This window comes from Prosthecobacter sp. GW821-HT29F12, from assembly GCF_058803405.1.
In genome coordinates, this window is sequence record NZ_CM179517.1 from 6527056 (window position 1) to 6549691 (window position 22636).

At 59.8% G+C, this 22636-nt stretch carries 20 protein-coding genes and 1 other RNA gene; 11 read left to right on the top strand and 10 right to left on the bottom strand.

The genetic code is table 11. The annotated features are described in order from the left end of the window. Nucleotides 1-7 precede the first annotated feature (7 nt). Together AC3RLQ_RS26950 and AC3RLQ_RS26955 are read left to right on the top strand one after the other, a co-directional pair. A complete protein-coding gene (locus AC3RLQ_RS26950; protein ID WP_493031759.1) occupies nucleotides 8-1075 on the top strand; it encodes a sensor histidine kinase in 1068 nt (355 codons plus the stop codon). After that, nucleotides 1042-1719, top strand: coding sequence for a response regulator (locus AC3RLQ_RS26955; RefSeq protein WP_422319889.1), 678 nt, complete (start codon nucleotides 1042-1044; stop codon nucleotides 1717-1719). The genes AC3RLQ_RS26950 and AC3RLQ_RS26955 overlap by 34 nt, the downstream gene beginning before the upstream one ends. 193 nt (nucleotides 1720-1912) lie before the next feature. On the opposite strand, the gene AC3RLQ_RS26960 is transcribed toward AC3RLQ_RS26955, so the two are convergent. After that, nucleotides 1913-2155, bottom strand: coding sequence for a hypothetical protein (locus tag AC3RLQ_RS26960; RefSeq protein WP_461524195.1), 243 nt, complete (start codon nucleotides 2153-2155; stop codon nucleotides 1913-1915). Between AC3RLQ_RS26960 and AC3RLQ_RS26965 the strand changes: the two genes are divergently transcribed. Next, nucleotides 2154-2387: an SWIB/MDM2 domain-containing protein gene (locus AC3RLQ_RS26965; protein ID WP_422319887.1), complete on the top strand. Its 234-nt coding sequence runs from the start codon at nucleotides 2154-2156 to the stop codon at nucleotides 2385-2387. The two genes, AC3RLQ_RS26960 and AC3RLQ_RS26965, sit on opposite strands and share 2 nt — an antisense overlap. 456 nt (nucleotides 2388-2843) lie before the next feature. Here AC3RLQ_RS26965 and AC3RLQ_RS26970 read toward each other — a convergent pair whose 3' ends face one another. Both AC3RLQ_RS26970 and AC3RLQ_RS26975 read right to left on the bottom strand, forming a co-directional pair. Continuing rightward, nucleotides 2844-3140, bottom strand: a complete 297-nt coding sequence (locus AC3RLQ_RS26970; RefSeq protein ID WP_493031760.1) for a Dabb family protein — start codon at nucleotides 3138-3140, stop codon at nucleotides 2844-2846. 19 nt (nucleotides 3141-3159) lie between these two features. Next, nucleotides 3160-5085, bottom strand: a complete 1926-nt coding sequence (locus AC3RLQ_RS26975) for a sulfatase (protein WP_493031761.1) — start codon at nucleotides 5083-5085, stop codon at nucleotides 3160-3162. 111 nt (nucleotides 5086-5196) lie between these two features. Here AC3RLQ_RS26975 and AC3RLQ_RS26980 point away from each other — a divergent pair, with 111 nt between their 5' ends. Both AC3RLQ_RS26980 and AC3RLQ_RS26985 read left to right on the top strand, forming a co-directional pair. Further along, nucleotides 5197-6567: an NCS2 family permease gene (locus tag AC3RLQ_RS26980; protein WP_493031762.1), complete on the top strand. Its 1371-nt coding sequence runs from the start codon at nucleotides 5197-5199 to the stop codon at nucleotides 6565-6567. Between the two features lie 2 nt (nucleotides 6568-6569). After that, entirely contained in the window at nucleotides 6570-7724 is a 1155-nt protein-coding gene (locus AC3RLQ_RS26985; protein ID WP_493031763.1) for a M56 family metallopeptidase, read from the top strand. 63 nt (nucleotides 7725-7787) lie between these two features. On the opposite strand, the gene AC3RLQ_RS26990 is transcribed toward AC3RLQ_RS26985, so the two are convergent. Then, nucleotides 7788-9608 (bottom strand): ATP-binding cassette domain-containing protein, encoded by a 1821-nt coding sequence (locus AC3RLQ_RS26990; protein ID WP_493031764.1) that lies wholly within the window; start codon nucleotides 9606-9608, stop codon nucleotides 7788-7790. A gap of 75 nt (nucleotides 9609-9683) precedes the next feature. Between AC3RLQ_RS26990 and AC3RLQ_RS26995 the strand changes: the two genes are divergently transcribed. Together AC3RLQ_RS26995 and hisI are read left to right on the top strand one after the other, a co-directional pair. Next, nucleotides 9684-11210 carry a hypothetical protein gene (locus tag AC3RLQ_RS26995; RefSeq protein ID WP_493031765.1) on the top strand — a complete coding sequence of 509 codons (1527 nt, stop codon included), beginning with the start codon at nucleotides 9684-9686 and terminating at the stop codon, nucleotides 11208-11210. Nucleotides 11211-11254: 44 nt separating this feature from the next. Then, a complete protein-coding gene (gene hisI, locus AC3RLQ_RS27000; RefSeq protein ID WP_493031766.1) occupies nucleotides 11255-11671 on the top strand; it encodes a phosphoribosyl-AMP cyclohydrolase in 417 nt (138 codons plus the stop codon). Nucleotides 11672-12108: 437 nt separating this feature from the next. Here the strand turns inward: hisI and AC3RLQ_RS27005 are convergent, their stop codons facing one another. From AC3RLQ_RS27005 to AC3RLQ_RS27015, 3 genes are read right to left on the bottom strand one after another with little or no spacing between them, the layout of a single operon-like run. Continuing rightward, nucleotides 12109-12306, bottom strand: a complete 198-nt coding sequence (locus tag AC3RLQ_RS27005; protein WP_422319879.1) for a hypothetical protein — start codon at nucleotides 12304-12306, stop codon at nucleotides 12109-12111. 26 nt (nucleotides 12307-12332) lie between these two features. Next, nucleotides 12333-13133 carry a hypothetical protein gene (locus AC3RLQ_RS27010; protein ID WP_493031767.1) on the bottom strand — a complete coding sequence of 267 codons (801 nt, stop codon included), beginning with the start codon at nucleotides 13131-13133 and terminating at the stop codon, nucleotides 12333-12335. Nucleotides 13134-13183: 50 nt separating this feature from the next. Further along, nucleotides 13184-14305, bottom strand: a complete 1122-nt coding sequence (locus AC3RLQ_RS27015) for a hypothetical protein (protein ID WP_493031768.1) — start codon at nucleotides 14303-14305, stop codon at nucleotides 13184-13186. A gap of 136 nt (nucleotides 14306-14441) precedes the next feature. Between AC3RLQ_RS27015 and ffs the strand changes: the two genes are divergently transcribed. Further along, an RNA gene (ffs, locus tag AC3RLQ_RS27020) (signal recognition particle sRNA small type) lies at nucleotides 14442-14536 on the top strand. Nucleotides 14537-14554: 18 nt separating this feature from the next. Here the strand turns inward: ffs and AC3RLQ_RS27025 are convergent. Together AC3RLQ_RS27025 and AC3RLQ_RS27030 are read right to left on the bottom strand one after the other, a co-directional pair. Further along, nucleotides 14555-15793: a hypothetical protein gene (locus AC3RLQ_RS27025; protein ID WP_493031769.1), complete on the bottom strand. Its 1239-nt coding sequence runs from the start codon at nucleotides 15791-15793 to the stop codon at nucleotides 14555-14557. Between the two features lie 56 nt (nucleotides 15794-15849). Continuing rightward, nucleotides 15850-16110, bottom strand: a complete 261-nt coding sequence (locus AC3RLQ_RS27030; RefSeq protein WP_493031770.1) for an acyl carrier protein — start codon at nucleotides 16108-16110, stop codon at nucleotides 15850-15852. Nucleotides 16111-16222: 112 nt separating this feature from the next. On the opposite strand from AC3RLQ_RS27030, the gene trpC reads away from it, so the two are divergent. Continuing rightward, nucleotides 16223-17017, top strand: coding sequence for an indole-3-glycerol phosphate synthase TrpC (trpC, locus tag AC3RLQ_RS27035; protein ID WP_461528629.1), 795 nt, complete (start codon nucleotides 16223-16225; stop codon nucleotides 17015-17017). Between the two features lie 449 nt (nucleotides 17018-17466). On the opposite strand, the gene AC3RLQ_RS27040 is transcribed toward trpC, so the two are convergent. Next, nucleotides 17467-18369 carry a LysR substrate-binding domain-containing protein gene (locus tag AC3RLQ_RS27040; protein ID WP_493031771.1) on the bottom strand — a complete coding sequence of 301 codons (903 nt, stop codon included), beginning with the start codon at nucleotides 18367-18369 and terminating at the stop codon, nucleotides 17467-17469. A 93-nt stretch (nucleotides 18370-18462) separates the two neighbouring features. Between AC3RLQ_RS27040 and AC3RLQ_RS27045 the strand changes: the two genes are divergently transcribed. Both AC3RLQ_RS27045 and AC3RLQ_RS27050 read left to right on the top strand, forming a co-directional pair. Further along, nucleotides 18463-19896, top strand: coding sequence for a DUF1501 domain-containing protein (locus tag AC3RLQ_RS27045; RefSeq protein ID WP_493031772.1), 1434 nt, complete (start codon nucleotides 18463-18465; stop codon nucleotides 19894-19896). Nucleotides 19897-20292: 396 nt separating this feature from the next. Next, nucleotides 20293-22629: an outer membrane protein assembly factor BamB family protein gene (locus AC3RLQ_RS27050; RefSeq protein ID WP_493031773.1), complete on the top strand. Its 2337-nt coding sequence runs from the start codon at nucleotides 20293-20295 to the stop codon at nucleotides 22627-22629. Nucleotides 22630-22636 lie beyond the last annotated feature (7 nt).

Genomic DNA, 22636 nt, shown 5'->3' on the forward strand with positions numbered 1-22636 from the left:
TATGCCGATGCAGCGACCAGCGCCTGATGATCCCAGCATTGCCCAGTTGCAGGCGGCATTGCAGGCCAGCGAGCAAATCTCCAGCGCCATCGTCGAGACAGCGGTCAATGCCATCGTTACGATCGACTCCCATGGCATCATCGAAACCGCCAACACCGCCACGGTTCGTCTCTTTGGCTACCAGCGCGCTGAGATCATCGGCAAAAACATCAGCCTGCTCATGCCGCAGCCCTATCGCGACCGGCACGACGGCTACATTCAGAACTACCTGAACTCCGGCGTGAAGCGCATCATCGGCATCGGGCGTGAAGTCGTGGGCCAGCGCAAAGACGGCACCGTCTTCCCCATCGACCTCTCCGTCGGTGAAGCCGTGCTGCCCAGCGGCCGTCGCATTTTCACCGGCATCATCCGTGACATCACGGAGCGCAAGGCTCTGGAGGACAAGATCCTCCACATCAGCGAGGAGGAGCAGGCGCGCATCGGCCAGGACATCCACGATGATCTCTGCCAGCAGCTCGCTGCCATCGGCTGCCTCGCGAAGGTGGCGCAAAAAAAACTCACCAAGGCCGGCAGCGCCGAAGCCCGGAGCTTGGCGGAAATCGTCGATCTCATCAGCAAGGCCAACACACGTGCCCGTGAAACCTCCCGCGGCCTCATGCCCGTGGTGATCGACTCCGGCGGTCTCATGAAAGCGCTTGAGGAGCTCGCCCAGAGCACCGCCCGGGCCTTTGAGATCGCATGTGATTTTCGTTATGACAACCCGGTGCAGCTGGCCGACAACAAGCTCTCCGTGCAGCTCTTTCGCATCGCCCAGGAGGCCGTCTCCAACGCGGTCAAGCATGGCCAGGCCGGCCGGGTGGACATTCATCTTGCCCGCCAGAGTGGCAATATCGTCCTCCATGTCCGCGACAATGGCATTGGCATTCCCGATTCGCCGGCCAAAGGAACTGGCATGGGCCTCTTGACCATGAGCCATCGCGCTCAAATGATAGGAGGCACACTCAAAATCGAGCCGCGCACCGGCGGCGGCACCCAGGTCATATGCAGCGTTCCCGCACCAGCGAAAAATCTGTAAAGCGCCTCGTCCTCATCGACGATCACCCCATCATGCGCCATGGTCTCGCACAGTTGATCCGTGCCGAGGAGGGGCTGGATGTCATCGGTGAAGCCGGCAGCGCACGTGACGGGCTCGAAGTCGTTGGCAAACTCAAGCCCGATCTCGCGGTCATTGATCTCACCCTGCCGGACAAGAACGGCCTCGAACTCGTCAAAGACATCCGCGCCCTGCACCCTTCCACCCAGTGCATCGTGCTCTCCATGCACGATGAGACACTCTATGGTGAGCGCTCCCTGCGTGCAGGTGCTCGTGGCTATGTGATGAAGGAGGAGGCCGCTGATCACCTCGTCACCGCCATTCACAAAGTCATCAGCGGTGGTCTCTATGTCAGTGAATCTCTCAACGCACGCATGCTTGAGCAGGTCACCGGCGCTTCACGTTCCAAAGCCACGGGCATGGATGCCCTCACAGACCGCGAGCTCGAAATCCTTTCGCTCATCGGCAGTGGCGTCCCCACCAAAAACATCGCCGCTCAGCTCAGCATCAGCGCCCGCACCGTCGAAGCCCATCGCGCTCACATCAAAGAAAAACTCGGTATGACCGACGGTGCCTCTCTGGTTCGCTACGCCGTGCAATGGGTTGAAAGCCGCGCGAAAGTGTAGCCTTCTTTTCGGTTTGAAATCATCTTCATGGACATGGGGTTAACCCATCTTTGATCCAGTAGATGCTTATGGATTGACGCTGGTGTTCGGTCGCGATGCTGCACAAATGCAGCAATGAAAAAAGGGTTGTCGTCGACATATGCGGAACCGCATTTACACAGGGCGCAGAGTGCCTGTACGCAGGGAAACAACCTCAAATATTGATGAAATTTGCGTTGACGCTCCGCAGTGCGCTCTCATAACCTGCTCCTACGGCAACAGCCGCCAACAACACTATGGCCAAGAAAGCAACCAAAGCAAAACCAGCAGCCAAGAAGGCTGCCAAAGCACCGGCAGCCAAGAAGGCTGTCAAAGCACCGGCAGCCAAGAAAGCTGCCAAAGCACCGGCAGCCAAGAAGGCTGCCAAAGCAAAGCGGAAACCCAATCCTGCGCTCATGAAGCCAGTGCAGCCTGACGCGATCCTCGGAGCCGTCGTCGGCAACAAGCCTGCTCCTCGTGGCCAGATCACGAAGAAGCTTTGGGACTACATCAAAAAGAATGGTCTCCAGGACGCAAAGAACAAGCGCAACATCAATGCCGATGACGCATTGAAGGCGGTGTTCGGCGGCAAGAAGACAGTGACGATGTTTGAGATGACCAAGCTGGTCTCCAATCACATCAGCGCCTGATTCAATCCTGAATTCCTCACGCCGCGTCCGGTTCACACCAGGCGCGGCGCTTTTTTTTTTGGTTCCGTTTCATAGCTTGTCGCGCGTCTGCCTGCTCAGCACGGAGAAACCACCTCCTCGAATTCCAGCCGCATATCTCTCGCCGTTGACGTGCTTACCCAGGGCGCACGATCATTCATTGTGCGAAGGTAGGGAGGTTGGTCCTCCAACCTCCGCCGAACGTCCCCATGCATCCTTTTCGAAAATTCATTTGGGGAATTCGTGATCTCATCCAAAGCCATCTTTTGGCAGGCTCGGAAGCGCGTAGCGCTGGCACAATGGTAGCCGTGGGTGCCAACCCACGGATCCCCATGACCCGCGCCAGTATATTCGGTGGAACCGCGTAGCGGTGACACAGAAGCGTCGCTCCCCTCTCCACCTCAAGAGCCCCGGCTGAATCTCACCCAGGCACGCTTCTCACGGCGCATGCGCCACGTAATCCAGCTCTATGAACTCCACCACTTCAGGAATCCACCGTTGCTGCACAAATGCCGTGTGTTCCGGATGCTCGCTGTAAAAAGCATACGCCGCTGCATCCGCAAACTCCATCGAGAGTCCGAAGGTGAAGCTGTTCTTCACGCTGGTCTGGCGCAGACACTCAAACTTTTGCACGCCTTCGATCTTCGCGAGTTCGCAGGCTGCCAGTAAAAAATCCCGCTCGGCGGCGGAGCCAGGTGCATGCTTGAGACGGAAGGCGACAGTATGGCGGATCATAAGGGAAGGGGAGTTGAATTCAAAAATCCCACCGCTGCACTTTCCCGTTGGCAGGCGCAACTTCAATAAAGTCAATCTCACCATCGGGCAGATAGACACGCAGCGTGCCGAGCGGCCCCTTGTCACCCAGCTCAATCTTCAACTCCTGCCAGTCACCCGCTTTCACCTCAAGCGCGGCGGAATGCACCACACTGGGATCAGCCGCACCATGAGGCAGCGAGTCAATCTTTCCTGCGCCGCCAGCTTCACTGCGCACCCGCAGTTTCACCGTGGCAGGTCCGTTCATCTTGGCCATCCCATGGCCCAGGAATCCCGTCCCCGCTTTCCCGGTGCTCTTCATCGTCAGAATACCCGCGTTCACCGTGGCCTTGCATTGGCGCTCCTTCCACGCATCCAGCGGATCAGTCTTTGTCGCAGGCACCTTGGCAGCCACGGGTTTATAAGCGGGATTCGGCCGTGGATAAGTCGCGCCAGTATCCTTGAGAAAACCATCAATCAGCGCATCGAGTTCCTTCACCTTCTCGGGCATCGTCGTCGCAAGATCATGCGCTTCACTGAGATCCTCGCGCAGGTTGTAAAGCTCGTGTGTGTTGGGATTGCCAAACCAGCGCAGCAGCTTGAAATCCCCACGGCGCACCCACACGCCACCGGCGCGGTTCGCACCGCCGTGCGGATGGTAGTTGAAGTAGGCCTCGCGCTTCAGCTCGCCTTCACCCTTCAAGACCTTCGCATAACTCACCCCATCAAAAACCTGCTCCTGCGGTTTCGCGATGCCGAGGAGATCGATCACTGTCGGGTAAATATCAATCGGCCCCACAATGGTCTCGCTCATGCTGGCAGGCTTGATCTTGCCCGCCCAGGCCCACATCATCGGCACACGCGTGCCGCCCTCATACAGCGTGCCTTTGCCATCGCGCAGCGGGGTGTTCATCGTCGGCGGTTGATCACCGGCCCACTTGCGCCAGTCAGCCAGAAACTCACTCTTGTTCTTCTCCGCCGCCTCCGTTTTTCCTGTACCGGGTACATTGCTGTGCGCATTGCCACCGTTGTCCGATGTGAAAATGATGATCGTGTTGTCAGCAATGCCCTGCTGATCCAGTTCCGCCAGGATGCGCCCAAAACACTCGTCCACGCTCTTCAGCATGGACGCCATGATCGGATTCCCCTGCCGACCGCTCGGATCTTTTTTCGACGCAAAGTACTTCGTGTATTCCACCTTGTGCCCCCACGGTCCATGCACGCCATAGCACCACAGGTTGAGAAAAAACGGGCCACCCTTGCTCGCATCGATGAACTTCACCGCCTCCGCCGCCTGCCGGTCGACAATGTACTCCCCCTGCGGCCCGTCGGTGATCGTTCCTACTTTCGTCTTGCCGCCGGGCTTGCCATCAAGCAGCACCCCATAAGGCGAAAAATACTCACCCGGTGGTCCGGGATCTGGGTGGCAGTGAAACGCCACATCAAAGCCCTGCTGCTCCGGCCAGTAGGGTTGCGTTAGCCCGAGGTGCCATTTGCCGATGTGCGCCGTGCGATAGCCTGCCCCCTTCAAAGTCTCCGCCAGTGTGATCTGCGCTGGCTCCAGGTAGTTCTTGCTCTCCGGCATCAGCATCGGCGCATTCGCCGGACCGGTTTCCGCTAGAAACACATGCCCCGCCGGTTGCGGCGGCTGGTGCCCGCTCGCCGTCGTGATGCCATGTCGCGCCGTGTACTGCCCGCTCAGGATGCTCCCCCGTGTCGGCGAGCACAGCGGTTGCGAATACGCATTCGTAAACCGCATCGCCCGCGTCGCGAACTTGTCGATGTGGGGCGTTTCATAGTACTTCGAGCCATACACCCCGCTGTCCATCCATCCCATGTCATCCACCAGAAAGAGCACCACATTGGGTTGGGCCCATGAGGATGAGTGGAGGAGAACAAAGGATGAAAGCAGCAGCAGGGACTTCATGGCCCGCTGTGAACGACCGCTGCCAGCCTGGAATTGCGTATAAAATCACGCCTCATTGGAACGCGGAATCAAATTGCAGCTCGGCTCTTCCACGCTCCTCTCCACCCCAGCATGATTGCCTTCTTCAAGCTGCATCAGCATGGCTCGTCCGTCCGCGCCGAAATCATCGGCGGCGTGACCACCTTCATCACCATGGCCTACATCATGGTGGTGAATCCGGCGATCCTCTCCTTCGCCGGCATTCCCGTGGGTCCCGGCACAGTGGCCACCATTTTGACGGCGGCAGTGGGCTGCCTGCTGATGGCCCTGATCGCCAACCGCCCCATCGCAGTCGCACCCTACATGGGGGAAAATGCCTTCATCGCCTTTGGTCTCGCCGCACTCGGCATTGGCTGGGAGCAGCGTCTAGGCGCAGTTTTCGTCAGCGGTGTTTTGTTTCTCATCATCACACTGCTCGGCATTCGCGGCTGGCTGGCGAATTCCGTGCCTGCCGGATTAAAACACAGTTTCGCCGTCGGCATCGGGCTCTTCCTGGCCTTCATCGGTTTGTATGAAACCGGCATCGTCACCAGCTTTGTGACAGGCCTGCCGCCTCCCGCTTTGCCAACCGATGCTCACGGTCTGTTCCTCTCTCCCGCAGTCCCCGTCAAAATCGGCAATCTGCGCGATCCTCAGGTCCTGCTCGCACTCGGCGGCTTCCTGCTCATGACCGTGCTCATGATTCTCAAAGTGCGCGGCGCACTCCTCATCGGCATCATTATCACAGCGTTGATCGGCGGCGCTCTCGGCTTCGGCCACATGCCCAAGGCCATCGCTGCGCTGCCCTTCACCGGTGAGTATGACCTGAGTCTCATCGCCTTCAAACTGGACGTCACCAGCGTTCTCCAGTTCAGCTTCCTTCCAGTGCTGCTCACCCTCTTCCTGATGAGTTTTCTAGACACCCTGGGCACACTCACCGGACTCGGTGCCGCAGCGGACCTGCTCGATGAAAAAGGCAACTTTCCCCAGGTCGAGAAGCCCATGCTCGTCGATGCGCTCACCTGCATGTTCAGCGGTCTCGTGGGCACTTCCACCAGCGGCGCCTACATTGAATCCGCCACCGGCATCAGCGCAGGCGCACGCACCGGCCTCGCCTCGCTTGTCACGGCGGCCCTGTTTGCCCTCTCGCTGTTTTTCATCCCCTTGATCGAGCCCCTGCAGCAGCTCCGCTTTGCCTACGGCCCCGCCTTGATCGCCGTCGGAGTTCTCATGACCGGCTCCGTGCGCCGCATTGACTTCGATGATCTCACCGAGTGGGTCCCAGCCTTCGTCACCATTGTGATGATGCTCTTCACCTACAACATCGCCAACGGTCTCACCGCCGGTTTGGTCGTGCATCCGGTCTTGAAACTGGCCTCAGGTCGCGCACGCGAACTGAACGCCGGAACCATTGTTCTCGCCTTGCTCTGCGCCGCTTATTATCTTTTCGGCCTGCCTCATTGATCATGCATTCTCCAGCACTCCTTCTCGGCCTGCTTTTCGTCGCCAGCGTTCTTTACAGCTTCACGTTGATGTGGTTGTCATTGCGCCCTTGGGTGCGGGCCTGGGATCAGCACTGGACGGAACGAGCACGCTGGCTGTGGCTGGCGCGCAAGACACGCACCGCCGTTGCCATGAGTGTCATCGGTCTTGGATTTATTTTGCGCCATGAACTCGCTGCTGATGGGCCTGCTGTCAGCATGGTGCTGTTCGTTACACTGGTCGGTTTTTTCACCGCACAGTTTTTCATCGACCGCCTTGTATGGCCGAAGTTCTCGCTCCGTCTTTGGCTGAAGCAGACGTTGTGGATGCTGCTCCTCACTTCCGCCTGGCTTGGCGTCATTGTCTGGGCTGCCATCTCCACCTCCGAAAATCTTGAATCGAGTGACTGGCTCAGGCTGGGCGTGGCGGCCCTGCTGCTGGTCCTGATTTACTCCGGCGTCTGGTTGCGTGCCCTGCCTGGACTCGGTGCAAATCTACACACACCGCGTCTGCGGCAGATCGTCGACGAAGTCACCGCGGCATCCGGCGTGCCTCCCGTCCGTGCGTGGGTGATGGATGCCATCATGGCCAATGCTTTCGCCCTGATGTACATCCGCAGCATCATCGTGACCACGCCGGCGATGAAGGTGCTGGACGATGCCGAACTGCGCACACTCGTGCAGCATGAAATGGCGCATCTGAGCGAATCTCGTTCCGTACTCTGTTCGAGAATGCTGGGTGGCCTGAGCTGGCTGGGTTTCGCATTCACCCGTCCTGTCGTGCACCACTTCCAGATCGGTGGCGTGTTCTGGCTTTTTATTGGTGTTTGGCTGCTGCGAAAATTGGCCGCGAACACCGCCAAGCGCATGGAAAACCGCGCCGACTCCATGTCCGTCACGAATGAAGCCGAAGGCCCGGTCTACGCCCGTGCTCTTGAGAAGCTCTACCAGGCCAACCAGATGCCCGCAGTGATGACGAAACGATTGTCACACCCCGATCTCTACGATCGCATGACATCCGCCGGCCTCATTCCCGCCTACCCTCGCCCCGCTCCTCCGCCGCAGCGCCACTGGACCTTCTTCGCCGCCATCATCCCAGCCGCCTTCTGGCTCGGCATAAAAATGGCCGACAAATTCTGACGCCCATTTTCAGGCCCAGCGAATACGGCTATTCAGCGGCTCGGAAAACAACCGTAATCCTCTTCAAGAGTCCCACTGGCTCCGCTGCACGCCGATGAACGTCATGCCAAGGCCGACCAGCACATGCACAAACAGCACGAATCCAGCGATGCCGGGCCCGATCAGATCCGTGGAAGTCACCTGCTTCACCGCGTCATAAAAGGCCGTGCTGCGCATGCTGCTCAGGCTGCCACTCCAGCTCCAGAAGGCGACCACCAGCGGCTGCACCCAGTTCTCCAGCCAGTCAGGCAGAGTGAGCACCGCACCCGAAAGCGGAAGCTGAAAGCCGACCAGGTAGATGCACAGGATCGTGGCCTTTTCCGGTGTCTTGCTCATGGCCGAGATGCCCAGACACACGCTGGTCATCGCCGCAGAGGCCAGCACTAGCAGCACCAGCTTGGTCACCAGATCCCCAGGCAGCCCTCCGGTCACCATGTCCACGAAGAACCCCATCCATAAACTCTGCGCCAGCACGAACATGCCCAGAAAGATCACCTTGCTGCCGATATAGGCAAACGGGTGCAGTCCTCCCAGTTTCTCGCGCTCCAAAATCAGTCGTTCAGAGGCGATTTCACGCGCCGCATTGTTGCTCGCCATCAGGGTCACCAGCACCACCTGCAGCATGATGAGTCCGGAGACCAGCCCTCCGGCCTTGAGCTGCTCCTCTTTATATTTCGACACCTGGATGATCTCCTGCGCAAAGTTGTCATCCTGATGGGTCGAAAGCGCCCGCAGCGGCTTGATGCCGTCCAGCGCGAAAATCACGACGAGCAGCGGAAAGCCCAGCAGCATGGCCAGGTGCAGCCAAACCTGTGCCTTGTCACGGCGGAAAATCGTCCAGCGCCGGCGCAGCAGCTCAAACAACTGCGTCGTCATGGACGGCATTTCCACCGGCGGCAGGTCCAGGTGCTCAGGCGCTTCAACGTGCTCTACTTTTGCCACCGCACGCTCCTCACGCACCGTGGTCTTGGAGGGGCCGCTGCTCCTCTTAACTTCCTTTTCCGTGTCTTCTGGCAGCACCCGCTTACCGTCGAATCCATGGCGCTTGTAATAGGTGTCACGGTGCTTTTCCCACGACTCATGCCAGTCCCCGGCCTTGCGCTCCGTGAGCTTGAGATACACCTCTTCGGGGTGCTCGGCCGCAAAGTAATGCATCATCGCATTCGGCGGGCCATGATAGGTCAGCACTCCCTGATACATCACCATCACGCTGTCATAGGCGTCCAGGCTCGCAAGGCTGTGCGTGACATTGACCACCACACGCTTTGGATGCCCGCGCGAAAGCACGCGCAGCAGATTGGTGATCTCGTTTTCGGATTTCGGGTCTAGGCCGCTGGTGACCTCATCGCACAGCAGCAGGCAGGGATCGGTCACCAGTTCCAGCGCCAGACCCAGGCGGCGTTTTTGCCCTCCGGAAAGCACCTTCACCTGTCTGTCGGAGAGATGCGTCAAACCCGTCACCTCCAGGATGTGGTCCAGCGCCGGGATGAAATCTTCCGTCTGCGACAGCTGCGTCCGCAGCACCATCGCGCTGGCAATGCTCTCCTCCACCGTCAGCAGATCATAGGCCACGCTGAATTGCGGCACATACCCAAGATCTCCAGGATGCAGATCCTCTTCATCGCTCAAATTCCTGCCGTCCCACAGCAGTTCTCCGGATGTCTCCTGCTGGATGCCCGTGATCACTTTCAGCAAGGTCGTCTTGCCACAGCCTGAAGGGCCCACGATCGCCACCAGATGCCCGGGGGGAACATTGAAGCTCACTTCTCGGAGCAGGTGCAGCGTGCTGTTCTCCGAGTCTTTCGGACCTTCGACTTCAAGACAAACGTTGAGAGCTTTGAGCATACAGGTTAAATAGGTTTCTGACACTAGGCCGGGGAGTCCTGCTCTGGCGACGAAAAAATTCAATCCACCACCAAAATGCAACGCCGCAACAGACCGGGCCAGCGCCCCTCCTCCTCTTCTTTTGGCTGGCTGTGGTGGCTGGCGGGTTTGCTCCTCGTCAGCGGGGTCGTTCTTGTGCTGCTGGCTCCCACTCTCGTTACCAGTTACATACGTGCGTATGTCCAGAAGGATGATTTCCGTCAGAAGGCCGAGGATCTGATTGCCGCACGCATCGACGGCAGCGCGCACATCGCCCCGATCACTTGGAACGACGACACCGCCAGCGTCACCGAACTGTCATTTTCCAATCCCGGCTGGAGCGTGGAGGCAGGGGGCCTGCGTGCCGCCCTCGATTTCGGTGCCATCCGGCAGGGGAAGTGGAGCATTCAAAATGCCGGAGCAGACGACCTCACGCTGCGCCATACCGCCGCTGCAAGCAGTCCTCCCCCTTCAAACGCCGCCAAATTCGACGACAGCAACGACGGGATTCCCTCCTTTCTGCGTCGCTACATCCCCACCCAGACGCGCATCAGCGGCTTCGAGGTGCATCGTTTCATGTTTGAGCAGGAAGGATGGAAGATTGCAGACTCCCAGCTGCGCCTTGGCGACTGGCACACCGGAGAAGTATCCGTGTCCGCCAAATTGAACGGGGGTAGATTGCACACCCCCATCCTGGCTCCCCAACAAAAAGAGCCTCTCCAGTTTGACCTCACCAGGGCCACGCTTCGTGTGAGCGACAGCCAGCTGCAAATCAGTGACGCCGCCTTGCGTTGGAAGCAGGCTTCTGAGGCCACACTGCGTGGGACTGTGAAGTATGAAACCGGCGCATGGCAGATCTTCACCCATGTCAAAGCCGTCCCCATGGACGAATTTCTCGATGCTTGGTGGAAACAGCGTCTCTCCGGCAAGATCGAAGGCGATCTCGAAATGGCCGGGGCACGCAATGCACCGCCCGCATGGAAGGCCGACCTCTCACTCAAGGATGGCGAGCTCACCGGGCTGCCCATTCTCGACAAACTCGTGACCTACACGAACACTCACAGGTTCAAACGCCTCGTGCTCGACATCTGCAGCGCCTCCATCCGGCCTCAAGGCGACGCTCTTCGCATCGAAAAAATCATCGTGCAGTCCAACGGCCTCCTCCGCATTGAAGGCGCCCTGACCATTCGCGGCCGGGCTCTGGAGGGCGATTTCCTTCTCGGCGTCACGCCAGAAACATTGAGCGGCATCCCCGGCGCCAACAACCGCGTCTTTGTGGAGAGCAACCCGGGCGCACCTCCCGGCCTGCAATGGACGCGCGTCCACATCGTCGGTACGCTCGATGCCCCCATGGAGGACCTTAGCAGCCGCCTCATCGGTGCTGCCGGCATGTCCCTCCTCCTGGATACCCCCGGTGCCATCGTCGGCCAGGGGGCTGAAACTCTGCTCAAACCAGTGCTTGGCGAGGACGCAGCCAAACTGCCCGGCAAAGTCATCAACGGAGCCAGCGGCGTCATCGAAAACGGAGTAAACGCCGGATCCGGCCTCCTCAAGAGTGTCCTCCCCATCTTTCCTGGAAAATGAGGTGGTTGCACGGCGGGGATGTGCCGCTAGCATAGATTCTTTCCATGTCCGCCTCCCCTCCCATCTCCTTCGCCGCCCGCGAGTCGAAGCATGCCATTGAAGAAGGCATGCTGTTTGCCCCCAAATTCGATGAACATGGCCTCATGCCTGCAATGGCGGTCGATGCCGAGACCGGTGCGCCTCTCATGCTCGCCTACATGAACGAGCAGTCCCTCAAAATGACGCTGGAACTCGGTCAGGCCGTTTATTGGAGCCGCAGCCGCAATCAGCTCTGGCATAAAGGGGCCACCAGCGGTGAATTTCAGGAGATCATCGACATCCGCACCGACTGTGACCAGGATGCCCTGGTTCTGCGTGTAAAACAGCACGGCGGCGGCTGCTGCCACACCAAACGTCCCACCTGCTTCTATCGCATCGTCAAAACAGCTGACGGCGAAGCCCTGCTGGAAGCAGTGGAATAAGCAGCCTCTTGGCCGCCAGCATCCTTTTCCGAAACTCATTTCCGAGCAGCCAGCTGTCTCTTGTTCGGGGATGACGGGCTTCGATGGCGCCTGTCTGGGGGCCGTCAGCCCAGCCTAGTGCTGGGTGTACAAGTGCTCATGGCGCGAAGGTAGGGCGGTTGGTCCTCCAACCGCCGCCGAACGTCCCCAGGCACCCGGTTCGAAAATCAGTTTCCGAATTCGCTACAGCACCCAGTCGAAAACCATATTTGGAGTCTTTTGCGGCGTTGGTAACAAAGGAAGGGGATCATTTTGATCACTCTGAACTCCGCTTCGTCCATCCCTTCCAAATAACAGGGGCCAAGCAAGGATGACCTCCTTTTAGCATACCGAGCTCCAAGGCTCTCTCGAACCCTCACCCACGAAGTTGTCCACCAAACCGTTGGCGTGTCAGCACCTTAGCGGCTGCCAGGAACCATGCCGCCGTATTTGGCGTTGCCTTCCCAGGACCGCGGACGGTTCCACGGGAGGTTGCTGTACTGACTGCCATCCGGCCCCACCACTTTCTTGCGCTTCGGTTCATCCGAGGCACAGGAGGACAGGGAGCATGCGGCGGTGATTGCCAAAAGCAGAAAGCTGAGCAGTCGTGTCTTCATGAGGTCCTCCCTATGCACGGGACAAATCAGTTTTGCACCAAGTTTTCGAGGATTACACGATCTCCTGGCATGATCACCTGACCATTGACGACTGCATCCGGCACGATGGCGGCCATGGAATTTTTGCCATCCACCGTCATGATGCTGATTTTACCCACAGTCTGCGCGCCACGGGTGACGATCAATTTGGTCTGTTCAGTGAGGCCCGTCATCTTGCCTGCGTCAATGATCACAAAACCCCAGTCATAGTTCACGGCGATGACGCGTGAGCTCAGGCTGTTGCGTTCGAAGTTTTTGCGGCGGTCTTCAATCTTGTGCACCACTTCATCCAAACGCTTCTGGATGCCAGCCACCTTGTCTTCCTCAGCGGCCACTTCTTTCTTTTTGATTTCGGCCTGCGCCTCAAAGTCCAGCTTTTCCTTCTTCAACTTCTGGATGCCTTCGACCATGGTCTCTGGCTTCATGCCCTGCGGAAGATCTTTGAGGAGGGCGTCCTGTTCCTGCTTCTTCTTCTCTTTCACCGCAAACTCTTCTTGGGTGCGCGTGATTTCTTCCTGGGTTTGAGCCAGCTTGTTCTTCTGCGCCTTGAGCTTCTCTGCTTCGACGTCCAGATCACCCTGCACGCGGGCGATGTCTGCCACCAGCTTGGGCACTTCACCCGAGCCTGGGCGCAGCAGCTTTTCTTGGGCGCTCTTTTGACTCGTGATGCTGGCGTTAATCCCCGCCACCTTGGTGCGTACGTCGGCAAACTCACGCCCGTTTTGGTAGGCGAAGAAGCTGGCTACAAGGATCACCACTGCGCTAAGGATGAAAAGAACTTTGGTCATGGGAAAAGGGGAGCTGGGAAAGGTGTCAGGCGACTAACGGATGTGTGCGATCACTTGGCGGCCGGTGGTGCTGTACCAAAGGGGTCCGCAGTGCTTGGTGCTGGCGCGGCGCCTCCGGCTGGAGGTGTCGCAGGAGGAGCGGTGCCAAACGGATCAGCGCCCATGGCGGGAGCCGCAGGCGCTGCCGGGGCCGGGGCCGCAGGGGCGCCAAACGGATCAGCACCCATGGCGGGAGCGGCGGCAGGAGCTGCGCCCGGAGCTGGTGCTGGCGCACCAAAAGGATCAGAACCCATCGCGGCACCTGCTGCAGGGGGAGTGGCGGCTGGGGCAGCGCCTGCGGCTCCAGTTGCAGGAGCGGCGGCTCCATCAGGCGTTTTGGGTGCAGAGGTCTTGGCGCTCTGTTCAGCAGCAGCCACCACCAGATCACCCGAGCGAATGTGCTCGCCTTCGGCAAGGCTGCCTTTGACCAGATCGGCCACGGAGGAATTCTGCTCCACATCGCGCACTTTCAGCTTGGCGACCACGTCCTTGCCGCGTTTCACTTCGAGATCCGCGTTGGCAAAAACACCACCACCGTTGCCCTTGTTGAGCACCACAAAGCCCCAGTCGGTATAAGAATAGGCGACTTTGGCAGTGAAATCGTCGTCCACAATGCCACGGCGGCCACGGGCTTCGCGTTCCTCAGCCTCTTTCGCTGCATTGGTCAGGCTGGTGATTCTTTCTTGGGCGGCAGCCAGATGCTGGGTCTGGTTGGCCAGTGCTGACTCGGCTTCAGCGCGTTCTTTTTTGATGGCATCAATCTGGGCCAGCAGAGCCTTGATGTCGCCAGCTTCATCGATCAGCTTTTGGTTCTGAGCCACCACCTTGGCGGTCTGCTCCAGATTGGTCTTCACCGCAGCCAGTTCCTGCTCAGCTGTCTGCACCTTGGCGGCAAAGTCTGCCACGGAAGTTTTGGTGGTTTCGAGCTCCTGATTCGCCATGTCGCGCTGCGTCTCACGGCTCTTTTTCGCCTCTTCTGCCTTGGCGATGTGGGCCGTCATGGCTGCCAGGTTCTCATTGGCAAAACCCTCGCGTTTACGCTCCTCCACGAGCAGTTTTTGGTTTGCCCAGGCAAAATAGCAGGCGGTGCCCAGACAGACGGCAGAGAGAGCAGATAGAATTTTCCAGACCATACGAAAGCGTAATTTGAGAATTTAAAGTCTAATTTTTACCGGAACCACCGGGTTTCGACAACACCAATTTTCACCCATTTTGTCTTTAGGCTGCAATCTTGCTTGTGCCCGATGGGCCCAGCAGTTAGAACACCAGCGTCAGGGGCCGCGGATGTTCAGCTTGCGAACCCCGCCAGGTCCTGACGGAAGCAACGGCAGCCTGCCTGTCCATGTCGCGGTTCCCTGGCACTTTAATCAATTTCATTGCGGTCACTCTTCCGCGATGCCGGTCAAATCCGTCCGAATGCGCCGATCCAGTGCTTCGATCTCTGCTTGAGACACTCCGTCTCCCCTCCATGCCAGCGTCACCGTGATGAGTCCGGCATAATCAGAGACAAAAATGCCCAGTCCCGGCGGCGTGCTGACGCTTGGGATGGTGTAGATATTTTGCACCGCAGCTCCCGCAAATTCTTTGCGTCCCGGCAGAAAAGAGCCGGTATGTGAGTGAAACAGGCTGCAAATCTGCCCCATGTTCGTCCAGCGTACCATGGGGATGAACGTAATTAGTGGTAATTGAGCCGCCAGCGTTGTCAGTGCCTCGGAGGCCTGCGCCCTCTCCTGCTTCATCGCCTCACGGTACTTGTCCAGCACATGCGCTACCGCCTGATCCACCGAGCCCAGCGCCCCGGCATCTAGAAACAGCGGCATGGCGCCCATGTGGTTGCCGAAAATCAGCTCGCGGCTTCTTCCTCGCAGTTGCATCGGCAGGTGCAGGTGGATCTCCGGACTCTGCCAGTCACGCCGTTCATGCAGCAGCCGTAAAGCACGTGCGGCCATCGCCGCATAAAACGGCATCTGCAAAAAGTCACCGCACAGCGCGCGCAGTCGCGCCGTGGCCTTCGCAGACTCCTCCCTGGAAAGTTCGATCAGCCGGTATTCCGGCCGTCCGCCGGTGGGCATTCCCTTCTTCCATGCGGAAAGACATCCGGCAGAGGTCATCTCATGCAGCCTGTCGGTCAGTGGTTTGGCTCTCTTATACACGCGGGCCATGCTTTCACGCGGCGGCATGGTCTGGGCTGGCGGTCCCGCGGCACACGCTCCCGCAGCCAGTTTTTCCAGCAGCAGATTGATCCCCGTCCCGTCCAGCAGCGCATGCCGCCAGGTCAGGAGGATCACATGCGCGCCGTCCGTCCCCCACGGAAAGACCTCCATCCATAAAGGGGTGGTCAGTGCTCCGCTGCTGCTTCTGCCCTGCAGCCGTTCTTGGATCACCTCTGCGCCAGGCGGGAGTGATTGCACCCCGTGCCAGCAGATGGGCGGTGCAGTAATAGTACCATGCGTCTCCCAGACCCATCGCCAGCCGCGCCATTGCCGCTTCAGCCGCGCCCCCAGCATCGGGTGCTGCGCGTGGACCTGCTCCCACCCCTGCGTCAAAGTCTGCGCGTCCGGTTTCGCCTCCAGCTGCAGCACGGTCACCCCCCAGTGAGTTCCTTGCCCGCTTCGGCGCATGAACGCCTCAAGCCCAGCGAGGAAAAAATCGACTGTGGTGGCGGGCAGTATTGGCATCAGGCGGCTAGGCGGCGTTTTTCTCCCAAAAAGCCCGCCAGCGCACTGGCCGTGGCAAAACGCTCCCGCGTCATCTCCGCTGGATTGATCGTCAGCTGGAATCGTTCCTCAATGAGCAGCAGCAGCTGCATCATCGCCATGGAATCCAGTCCCATGGAAAACAGGTCCGTGTCAGGGGCGAGGGGCTCCTGCGGTTCCAGGATGTGTTCGGTGGTGAGCAGTTCGATCACGGCGGCGGGACTGATGGGCACTTCGGGCATTCCATGCAGAGAGAGCCTGCATCACGCACGGCGTCAAGAAACCCCTGCACGCGTATTTTGCCTTCAGTAGAGAGTTGCACAACGCCATCCCTCCGCCACCGTGCGCCCCCCTATGAACAAGCTGGACGAAATCATCGCCCACAAGCACACCGAACTGCAACGCCTGCTGCCGCGCGCTGAAAAGCTCCGCGCCGCCGCCGCCCTGCGCAATGACGTCCGCTCCTTTTACGATGCCCTCCGCGCAGACCCCACGCGCCTCAGCATCATCGCCGAGGTCAAGCGCGCCTCACCCTCCGTCGGCACCATCGCCGCTGACTTCGATCCGCTCACCATCGCCCGTGGCTACGAAAAGGCCGGTGCCAGCGCCATCTCCGTCCTCACCGACGAAAAATACTTCCAGGGCCGCCTCGAATACCTCTCTCTCATCCGCGAGCAGCTCGACATCCCCTGCCTGCGCAAAGACTTCATCATTCACGAGGCCCAGATCTTCGAAGCCGTCGTCGCCGGTGCCGATGCCATCCTCCTCATCGTCGCCGCCTTGGACCAGCCCACTCTCGAGCACCTCCTCGAAGTCGCCCACACCTTCCAGCTCGATGCCCTCGTCGAAGTTCACAACCTCCCCGAGCTCGAACGCGCCCTCGCCACGGACGCCCGCATCATCGGCGTGAACAACCGCAACCTGAAGTCCTTCACCGTCGATCTCGCCACCACCGAGCAACTCGCCGAAGAAATCCCCGACGATATCGTCCTTGTCTCCGAAAGCGGCATCAAAACTCCCGCCGATGCCCTCCGCCTCGCCGAAGCCGGCGCAGACTCCCTCCTCATCGGCGAAACCCTCATGCGCAGCCAGAACATCCTCGCCGACCTCCCCCAGTTCCGCGCCTCCACGGCCGGTGCTCAGGGATAAGTCATATCGCAGGGAGTGAAGCAATTCATTTGGACTGCGGTTGCGTAGCGAGGAACGAGCGCAGCTACCGCTTTCCGCAGGCCGGTCAGATCTCGCATGCCAATCAGTGTGCGAAAGTGGTGCCTCAACGCCGCCGCACTCCGAGGCGCTCCAAAACCGCCTACCCCTTCGCCAACTGCGCCGCCAGCTTAACGGAAAGGCGTTTTGAGAACGGCACAATTGGCGAACTGACGCACTCTTTCACCTATCCGCTCCGCCTCACACCAGCACCAAAGGTGCTGCGTAATTCAGCCCAGGGATGCCGAGCCTAGGCGAGTGCTTCCCTGGGTCAACTCGCAACCGACCGTTAAGCAAACCCAGCACTCCGCCACACGTTGCAATCACCAGCAGCGTCTGCAATGAGCCCCGCCGCGCATGCGGGCTGAGTTCACCCAACGCCCCAGTACCGCCTACACCTTCGCCAACTGCGCCGCCAGCTCCGCGATCAAACTCGTCAGCGTCGTCAGCTCCTTGCTCGCCTCCTGTTTCGGCAGCACCAGCAGCAGTTCCGTCGTCGGCACCGGCGCAGCTAGCGGCACAAACACACATCCCCCGTGCGGCATCTTGCTCGCATGCCCGGGAATCAACGCCACCCCGCCCAAGGTGGTCACCGTCCCCAGCATCATCGAGAGCGAATCCACCTCGCTCACGATCTGCGGATCAAACCCCGCCTGCTGACAAATCGAGCGCAAAAACTCCCGCCGCCCCGGGAAAGACGTGTCAGAAAGCGACACCCACCGTTCGTTCTTCAGTTCCGCGAGTTTGATCGTCTTCTTCTTCGCCAGCGCATGATCCTCGGGCAGCAGCGCCGCCATCTTGTGGCGTGACAGCGTCCGCGTGTTGAAAAAGGCACGGTCACTCTCGGAGATGTTTCCAAGAATCGCCGCATCCAGCTCATGGTTTCGCAGCCGGTCCAGCTGCGCACGCGGCGGCAGTTCAAACAAGCTCACCTGCGCCTTCGGATGCCGCTGCCGGAACTCACGCACCGCAGGCACCACCAGATCATCCAGAAACGGCGCCAGAAATCCCAGACGCAGCGTCCGGCGCGCCTTGCCATACTGCTCGCGCAGCTGCTGCGCACTCGTTTCCGCATCGCAAACAATCTGCCTCGCCTTCGGCAGAAAAAAACGACCCGCCTCAGTCAGATAAATACGCTTCCGAATGCGATCAAACAACGCCACTCCCAGCTCCGCCTCCAGCACGCCAATCTGCCGGCTCAGCGCAGGCTGCGTCACATGCAGTCGCTTTGCCGCGGCAGAAATGCTCAAATCCTCGGCGGCGGCGATGAAGTAACGAAGCTGGTGAAATTCCACGCCGGATCAGACCACACTCCGGCTCTATGCGCAAATCGTCCGCACTTCCGTAAGGCGGCCATTTGGCGAACGTAGGTGGCTTGCGCGCATCTTATGGACTCACCGCTTTTTCGTCCCTCAATGGACCGCCGGGCCTTTCTCACGGCCTCGACGCTGGGATTGGCATCACTGCGTTTCGGCCCTGCTTTGAGAGCTTCCACCGGCCCTGGAGTTCCCGCCGCCACCCTCGCAAAGCCCGCAAAATCCACCGTGCTCTTCTTCCTCTGCGGCGGTGCCTCCCACATCGACATGTGGGACATGAAGCCCGAAGCCCCTATGGAATTTCGCGGCGAGTTCAAACCCATCCGCACCACCGGCGCAGACATCCGCCTCTGCGAGCACCTCCCGCTTCTCGCCAAACAAGCGCACAACTTCGCCCTCGTGCACGGCGTCACCGATGGCGGTCGCGCCACGGGCGATCACCACGCCGGTTATTACTACAACCTCACCGGCCACGCCCCCGATCCCACCTTCAAGCAGCAGGGGAACGACCGCCGCCCCTATCCCGAAGACTGGCCCTACATGGGCAGTGTCATCGGCATGAAGCGTCCGCAGCATCCCACGCTCCCGCAGATCATCTCGCTCCCGCACAAGCCCAGCAAGCTGCCCTTCACCCGCCCCGGCCAGTTCGCCGGCCGCATCGGCATGGAGTACGATCCCTTCTATCTCACCGGCAGCTTCGACGAACCCCTGAATTTCAGCGCCCCCACCATCTCCATGTCCGGCAGCATGACCGCTGCCCGCATGCAGGACCGTCACGCCCTGTTGAACGCCATGAATCAGGCCCGGCGCGAACTCGATCACGAAGCCGCCGTACAAAACTACGTGAAGCAGCAGGAGCGTGCCTTTGACCTCTTGTCATCCAGCGGCACCTCAAACGCCTTCGACATCAAGTCCGAGCCCGACAAACTGCGCGAGCGCTACGGCAACACCATCAACGGCACCAGCCTCCTCATGGCACGCCGCCTCGTCGAGGCCGGCGTCCCCTTCGTCACCGTCTTCTGGAAGGAAGATGAAAGCACCGCCAAACAATGCAAAAGCGCCGGCGGCTGGGACACCCACGGCGACAACTTCAACTGCCTTCGCAAGTACCTCCTCCCGCAGTTTGATCAGGCCTTCTCCGCCTTCATGGAAGACCTCTCAGGCCGGGGCCTGCTCGATGAAACACTCGTCCTCGTCACCAGCGAAATGGGCCGCATGCCGAAAGTCGGTGATCGCCGCTCCGGCGGCACCCTCGGTGCCGGCCGCGATCACTGGACCTCCTGCATGAGCGTCCTCATGGCAGGTGCTGGTATTCGCGGCGGTCAGGTCGTCGGCGAAACCGACGCCCGCGCCGAACTCCCCAAAGACCGCCCCATCTACCCCGAAGACATCACCAAGACCGTCTATTACGCCATGGGCATCCAGGACCTCGAAGCCAAAGACAAGCTCGGCCGCGCCTACAACCTCCTCGATGAAGGCAAACCCCTCACCGAGCTCTTCGGCTGATTCTTTTCATGATGCCTTGCATGAATGCCACTCGGTCAAGGCGGGCTGTCGTTTGTTCCATCACGCCAGCACTCTCCGTTTTCAGCCCAGAACACCGGGGCGGGCGGCAGCGAGGGCCTGTAGGAGAGATGTCAGCACTTCGCGTTCTCCGACGAGAACGCCGCTTTCTTTCGTCACCTCACTCCGCGCTGGCACCAGCCCTGAAAGGGCTGCGGAATTTAGCCCAGGGTCAGCCGAGCCTCAGCGAGGCGACCCTGGGTATGGCAGCAAGAAATCGGAAAGCAAACCCAGCGCCTTCTTCGCACACCGCGCGCACCAGCAGCGTCTTCAACGCACCACCGCCGCTGCCTGTGCGCCCAGCCTCCCAAGATCAACGCCTTTAACTGAATGCCCTTCATGCATCGCATCCTCCTCACCGCCCTGCTCCTCTCCATCACCCTCCACGCCGAAGACTGGCCCCAGTTCCGCGGCGCCAATGGCACCGGCATCTCCTCCTCCAAAAATATCCCCCAGGATTTCTCCGCCGAAAAGAACATCGCCTGGAAAGCCAAGATTGGCGACGGCATCGGCTCTCCCATCATCAAAAACGGCCGCGTCCTCACCACCGCCATGCTGGGAGATCAGAAACTCGGCGTCTTCAGCTTCGACGCCACCACCGGCAAGCAGCTCTGGCGCAGCGAGTTCGACACCGGCACCCTCCCGCGCATCACCCCGCCAAACAGCCACGCTTCCTCCACTCCCGCCACCGATGGCGAACGCGTCTACGTCTATTTCAGCACCATCGGCCTCCTCGCTTTCGACTTCACCACCGGCAAAGAAGTCTGGCGCCACTCCATGCCCCGGCCCGCTTACCTGATGGACTGGGGCGCTGCCTCCTCGCCCATCGTTTACAACGACACCGTCATCTTCTGCCAGGACGATGACCTCGCTCCCTTCGTCGTCGCCGTGGATGCAAAAACCGGCAAAGAAAAATGGAAGACGCTGCGCAAAGAAATGCTCGCCGGTTATTCGCTCCCTGTCCTCTGTGAGGCCAATGGCCGCACCGACCTCGTCATCGCCGGCAGCGGCAAATTGAAAGGCTACGATCCCGCCACCGGCAAGGAACTCTGGACCTGCAACACCCTCCTCCGCACCATCATGACCTCGCCCGTCGTGCATGACGGCGTCATCTACATCGCCGTTCAGAGCTACGGCGATTCCACCCGCACCCTGAAGCACGCCCTGCTCGAATGGCTCGACACCAACCAGGACAAAATCCTCTCCCGCGAAGAAACCCCCAAAGAGTTCCACGAGCGCTTCGACGCCTCCGACAAAAACAAAGACAAAGTCATTGGCCCCGAAGAAATCGACACCGCCTTCCAATCCCCTGACAACATGGCCGCAGGCGGCAACATCATCCAGGCCATCAAAGGCGGCGGCAGTGGCGATGTCACCAAGACCCACGTCCTCTGGAACATCGATCCCAAAACTCCCTCAAACCTCTCCTCACCGCTCTTCTTCAACGACCGCATCTACGTCGTCAAAAGCGGCGGCATGTCGAGCTGTTACGACGCCAAGAACGGCAAAACCCTCTGGGACCGCAGCCGCCTCGGCAATTTCGGCGACTACTTCGCCTCACCCATCGCCGCCGCTGGCAAAGTCTACATCGCCGCCAAGAACGGCTTCATCGTCGAACTCGAAGACGCGCCGCAGCTCAAGGTCCTCGCCAAGCACGACATGGGCGAAGAAATCATCGCCACACCCGCCATCGCCGATGGCCGCCTCTTCGTCCGCACCCGCGAAAGCCTTCTGTGTGTTTCATCCACTTCCACCGCACCCGCTTTGGCGGAGACCACCAAGTCTGCTTCCACTTCGGACACCATCGAGATCATTACCGCGCAGCCCCCGCATGGCTCACGTGTCTGGAATGGCTACACCGGCAACGCCATGGGGCAGGAGTCATGGACCCAGGACGAACTCGAACAACTCCTCAAGCGCCTCCAAACCTTGAAGTACACCTCCATCGCCATTCCCGCAAAAATCGCCCCATTCAAACCCATCCGCGTCGATGGCGACACCGGCGGCCGCAAAGCCTTCCACGGTGCGTCCACCTTCGGCAATCCCGACGTCGCTGCCATCACCACACGCTTTCGCGAGCACGCCACCAAACTCGGTTTTGAAATCGTCGCCGCCGAACCCGTGGTCGTTTCCGTCCTGCCCAAAAACGACTTCACCAGCGAAAAGGCTCTCAGCGATTTCGTCACACCCATGTGCGGTGAAGGTGTCGCCGAGCGCATGTGGCTCGGCTTCCAGGCCATCGACAAAGCCTCGCAGCTCATCGCCAAAAATGATCCCAATCTCGGCATCCCCGCACCAGACATGCTGCTGCGCCATCTGAACTCCAAGAAAAGCCTGCCCGAATGGCTCACCGAAGCCAAAACGTTCTACGCCACCGCCATGAACGAAATGTACCGCGCCAACACCCGCGCCCGCGAAGGCTCGCGCACGTTCACACTCTACAACGCCAAGCGCCTCGAATTCACCTTCCACTACATCAGCGCCATCGAGTCCCTCTACAAATCCCACGATGCAGCCACCCGCTCCGAATCCCTCGAAGCCGCCATGGACAGCATCTACAACGCCCTCAACTCCTGGTCCGACGTCGCCCGCGACTCCAGCGATCGCGGCGCCATCGCCCTCCTCAACGAGTACGGCTATCGTCCGCTCGTAAAAGTCGTCAAAGGCCGCGAGTGAGAGAAAG

What these genes read in the sequence shown, in the direction of transcription:
- AC3RLQ_RS27030 (WP_493031770.1), bottom strand. Translation starts at nt 16,110, where the DNA reads ATGCCCGAAGTGCCCATCAGTCCCGCCGCCGTGATCGAACTGCTCACC.
- AC3RLQ_RS26955 (WP_422319889.1), top strand. Translation starts at nt 1,042, where the DNA reads ATGCAGCGTTCCCGCACCAGCGAAAAATCTGTAAAGCGCCTCGTCCTC.
- AC3RLQ_RS26960 (WP_461524195.1), bottom strand. Translation starts at nt 2,155, where the DNA reads ATGAGCGCAGGATTGGGTTTCCGCTTTGCTTTGGCAGCCTTCTTGGCT.
- AC3RLQ_RS27015 (WP_493031768.1), bottom strand. Translation starts at nt 14,305, where the DNA reads ATGGTCTGGAAAATTCTATCTGCTCTCTCTGCCGTCTGTCTGGGCACC.
- AC3RLQ_RS27050 (WP_493031773.1), top strand. Translation starts at nt 20,293, where the DNA reads ATGCATCGCATCCTCCTCACCGCCCTGCTCCTCTCCATCACCCTCCAC.
- AC3RLQ_RS26950 (WP_493031759.1), top strand. Translation starts at nt 8, where the DNA reads ATGCAGCGACCAGCGCCTGATGATCCCAGCATTGCCCAGTTGCAGGCG.
- trpC (WP_461528629.1), top strand. Translation starts at nt 16,223, where the DNA reads ATGAACAAGCTGGACGAAATCATCGCCCACAAGCACACCGAACTGCAA.
- AC3RLQ_RS26985 (WP_493031763.1), top strand. Translation starts at nt 6,570, where the DNA reads ATGCATTCTCCAGCACTCCTTCTCGGCCTGCTTTTCGTCGCCAGCGTT.
- hisI (WP_493031766.1), top strand. Translation starts at nt 11,255, where the DNA reads ATGTCCGCCTCCCCTCCCATCTCCTTCGCCGCCCGCGAGTCGAAGCAT.
- AC3RLQ_RS26990 (WP_493031764.1), bottom strand. Translation starts at nt 9,608, where the DNA reads ATGCTCAAAGCTCTCAACGTTTGTCTTGAAGTCGAAGGTCCGAAAGAC.
- AC3RLQ_RS27010 (WP_493031767.1), bottom strand. Translation starts at nt 13,133, where the DNA reads ATGACCAAAGTTCTTTTCATCCTTAGCGCAGTGGTGATCCTTGTAGCC.
- AC3RLQ_RS26980 (WP_493031762.1), top strand. Translation starts at nt 5,197, where the DNA reads ATGATTGCCTTCTTCAAGCTGCATCAGCATGGCTCGTCCGTCCGCGCC.
- AC3RLQ_RS26995 (WP_493031765.1), top strand. Translation starts at nt 9,684, where the DNA reads ATGCAACGCCGCAACAGACCGGGCCAGCGCCCCTCCTCCTCTTCTTTT.
- AC3RLQ_RS26965 (WP_422319887.1), top strand. Translation starts at nt 2,154, where the DNA reads ATGAAGCCAGTGCAGCCTGACGCGATCCTCGGAGCCGTCGTCGGCAAC.
- AC3RLQ_RS27045 (WP_493031772.1), top strand. Translation starts at nt 18,463, where the DNA reads ATGGACTCACCGCTTTTTCGTCCCTCAATGGACCGCCGGGCCTTTCTC.
- AC3RLQ_RS27025 (WP_493031769.1), bottom strand. Translation starts at nt 15,793, where the DNA reads ATGCGCCGAAGCGGGCAAGGAACTCACTGGGGGGTGACCGTGCTGCAG.
- AC3RLQ_RS26975 (WP_493031761.1), bottom strand. Translation starts at nt 5,085, where the DNA reads ATGAAGTCCCTGCTGCTGCTTTCATCCTTTGTTCTCCTCCACTCATCC.
- AC3RLQ_RS26970 (WP_493031760.1), bottom strand. Translation starts at nt 3,140, where the DNA reads ATGATCCGCCATACTGTCGCCTTCCGTCTCAAGCATGCACCTGGCTCC.
- AC3RLQ_RS27005 (WP_422319879.1), bottom strand. Translation starts at nt 12,306, where the DNA reads ATGAAGACACGACTGCTCAGCTTTCTGCTTTTGGCAATCACCGCCGCA.